We start from the raw sequence: 3,363 nt of genomic DNA, 5'->3' as shown, positions 1-3,363 counted from the left end.
ACCCGACCCGTCCCCCGGCGAGCCCGATGCGGGCCCCGGCCCGCCCGGCTCCGGTCCGGCACCGCGCGGGCCGCTCCCCTTCCCCCGCGGCCGGCAGCCGTCGCGGGAACCGCCCTCGTACGGAACCGAGTTCGGCGCGGACTCGCTCAGCGCCCCGGCCGCGACTGCCGCTGCGACCACCACAGCCCCGCCGCGCCCGCCGCGATCAGCGCGGCACCGGCCGCCCCGAGCGGCAGCACGTCATGGCCCACCCCGGTCTTGGGCAACTGGTCGCCGCCAGGGGCCACCGGCTTGTTGTCGGTGCCGAGCAGCAGCGGGGTGGCCGGGGCGTTCGGCGACGGGTTCGTCGTACCGAAGGGCACCGGGCCCTGCTGCCAGAAGGTCTTCTTCCCGTCGGCGCTCTGCACCGGCAGGCAGATCTTCCCGGCCTTGCCCAGGTCGTACGTCGCGTCGACGGCGTACGACTTCGAGCTGCCCGCGGCGAGTTTGCCGACGGGGCAGCTGAATCCGCTGTTCGAACCTTCCGGCAGGTCCTTTTTCGCGATGGCGTCACAGCCCTGAACGCCCGTGACCCTCAGGCCGTCGAAACCGACCACCAAAAGCCTGATGTCGCCGCTGTCCTTGCTTCCGTCGTTCTTGACCGTGGCGGTAATCGCCGTCTTTTGCGAACTGTTGTCCACCGAGATCTTCGCGGGCAGCAGCGTGCTCAGCTTCACGCCCGCCGGTGCCTCGTCGACCGCCTTTCCTCCCTTGCTGCTTCCCGGTCCCTGGTCATCGGCGGCGGCCGTGAACGGAAGGATCATCACGGCGGAGAAAGATGCCGTGAGCAGTGATCCCGTGATGGCCGCCATGCGACGAGAACTCATGTTCGTCCCCCTTGCAACCCCCTGGACTGCGCCTGAATTCGCAGTACTTGAAGAGGTACCACAAGATTTCTCCGCACTATGCTGGTACGGCACGAAGTGTGACCATTGTGTTTCTATTGGTGCGGTCGTTGAGGGGGGTGCGGCGGATTGTCGGGGAATGCGAGGAGCGGCGGGTTTCCAGGGTTACTGGTGACGGGGCGGTACCGGCTGGTCGAAAGCATCGGCCAGGGTGGAATGGGCCGCGTGTGGCGGGCCGCCGACGAAATGCTGGACCGGCCGGTGGCGGTCAAGGAAATGCGCATAGACGGCCTGGACGCGGAGGACACGCGCACCCGCCGCGAACGCACGTTGCGCGAGGCCAGGGCGACGGCCCGGATCGACCACCCCAATGTCGTGCGCATCTACGACGTCGTCGACGAGGGCGAACGCCTGTGGATCGTCATGGAGTTGGTCGCCGGACGCTCGCTGGACCGGATCATGGTCGAGGAGGGGCCGCTGGGTCCGCGCGAGACGGCACGGATCGGGCTGGGGCTGGTGGCCGCGCTGCGGCAGGTGCACGCCGGCGGAGTGCTGCACCGGGACATCAAGCCCGGCAACGTCCTCGTCGAGCGTGGCGGTCGGCGCGTGGTGCTGACGGACTTCGGCATCGCGGCCATCCAGGACGCCAAGGCGCTCACCATGGTCGGCATGCTGGTGGGCTCCCCCGACTACATGGCCCCCGAGCGGGTGTCCGGGCGCCCGCAGGGCCCGCCGTCCGACATCTGGTCCCTGGGCGCGACCCTCTGCGCAGCCCTGGGCGGCCGCTCCCCCTTCTCCCGTGACACGACGCTGGCGACGCTGCACGCGGTGCTCTACGAGGAACCCGAACTCCCCGTCGCGGCGGGCCCGCTGCGGGACATCCTGGCGGCGCTCCTGGAGAAGGAGCCGACGGTCAGGGCCGGCCTGGCCGAGGTGGAGGACGCCCTGTGGCCGGTCGCGTACCCCCCGACGACTCCGACCCTGCCGGTGGGCGAGCGCCGCCGGACCGGCGCCGACGCGGAAACCGGCGAGGCGGAACCGGCGAGTCCGGGCGAGGCCGAGCAAGTGGGGAGGGCGGGTCCCGGACGTTCCGGGCCGCCGGGGGCCGCAGCGGTGCCGGCGCCCGAGCCAGAGCACGAGCCAGAGCCGGGATCGGCATCAGGACCGCAGCCCGGTCCCGCCCCAGCGCCCGCCCACCCCCCCTCCCCGGCGTTCGTGGAGGTGCCCCGCGCGCGTGCGGGGGGTGGTGATGCCGGGCAGGACGCCGACGCCGGTGCCGAGCCGGTGCGCGACGCGGTGCCGTCGGCCCCGCCCGTCACCGGTGAGGCCCTGCCCGCGCACCACGACGCCGCCGTCCCGCCGGCCACCGCCGTCCCGCCGGCCACCGCCCCCCGGATTCCCGGCATCCCCGCCGAAGCCGCCTCCGAGCTGCGCTCCGAAGTCCGTTCCGAGGTGCCCTCCAGCAACTCCGCGGGACCGGCCCCCGGAGCCCAGCCCCGCCGGGGCGTCTCCCTCACCCGGGCCCAGGCGGTCACCGAGCGCCGTCCGGGCACCGTGGGCCTCCCGCCGGGCGAACCCCCCGGTCCCGCCGCCCCGGACACCCACCGCTCCGGCCGTCGGCGCACCGGTGTCCTCGCGGCCGTGGGCCTGGTGGCCGTCGCCGCCGTGGTCGCGGTGCTCCTGCGCACGCCGTCCGGCGGGCGGCAGGACGACGCGCACGCCGGCTCCCCACCGTCCGCCTCCGTCTCCTCTGCCTCTTCCCCTTCCGCCGGGGGTGATACGACCAGCCCCCCACCCACCGTCGAGGGCACGTCCAGGCCCCAGAGCCTGCCGCCGGGCGCGCACCGGGAGGCGGGCGGGTTCGCGTGGGCGACGCCGAAGGGCTGGCGGCGGGACGTGAAGACCGGTTCCGAGGTGCACTACACCTCCCCCGACGGCCGTCAGGAACTCGTCGGCAAGTCGTCCCTCGCCCGCGGCAACCTGATGGACACCTGGAGCGCCTCGGAGCAGAGCGCCCGGGAGGGCCAGGACTACACCAAGCTCCGCCTGGAGGAGACGACTTTCCAGCGCCACCCGGCGGTCGTCTGGGAGTACACGTTCACGCTCAAGGGCGTCCACTGGCACGCCCTGCTGCTGGGCTTCGACGCGAACGGGAAGTCGTACCAGGTCAACACCTGGTACCAGCCGGAGAACGAGACACAGGCCCTGAAGACGTACAACAAGGTCAAGGACAGCTTCACCGTGCTGTGAGGAGGTCCGGGAACGCACGGGGGGAGGGAACCCCGGCGGGTTCCCTCCCCCCGTCGCGGTGACGAGACCGCGGACGTCAGCCGACAGGCACCTTGTCGGTCTCGACGTCGGACTCGAGGGCCGCCGTCGAGCGGCCCGCGACGAAAATCTCCAACACCAGGGGGGTTGCCTTGACCCACGCCCCGACCAACAGCGGCAGCATCACGGTCGTGCGCCCGCAGGGCTCCCC

The 3,363-nt window shown here is 72.6% G+C and carries 2 protein-coding genes; one reads left to right on the top strand and one right to left on the bottom strand.

What is annotated here, in order from left to right; genetic code table 11:
- Positions 1–146 precede the first annotated feature (146 nt).
- Positions 147–866 carry an LPXTG cell wall anchor domain-containing protein gene (locus ACFW2E_RS43895; RefSeq protein ID WP_384476892.1) on the bottom strand — a complete coding sequence of 240 codons (720 nt, stop codon included), beginning with the start codon at positions 864–866 and terminating at the stop codon, positions 147–149.
- 189 nt (positions 867–1,055) lie between these two features.
- Here ACFW2E_RS43895 and ACFW2E_RS43890 point away from each other — a divergent pair, with 189 nt between their 5' ends.
- Positions 1,056–3,134 carry a protein kinase gene (locus tag ACFW2E_RS43890; RefSeq protein ID WP_384476890.1) on the top strand — a complete coding sequence of 693 codons (2,079 nt, stop codon included), beginning with the start codon at positions 1,056–1,058 and terminating at the stop codon, positions 3,132–3,134.
- Positions 3,135–3,363 lie beyond the last annotated feature (229 nt).

The organism is Streptomyces sp. NPDC058964 (genome assembly GCF_042741275.1).
In the GTDB taxonomy this organism is placed as follows: Bacteria; Actinomycetota; Actinomycetes; order Streptomycetales; family Streptomycetaceae; genus Streptomyces.
This window is presented reverse-complemented; position numbering and strand designations above follow the sequence as displayed.

Excerpts from the sequence above, each read along its gene's own strand:
- ACFW2E_RS43895 (WP_384476892.1), bottom strand. The coding sequence starts at position 866 with ATGAGTTCTCGTCGCATGGCGGCCATCACGGGATCACTGCTCACGGCA.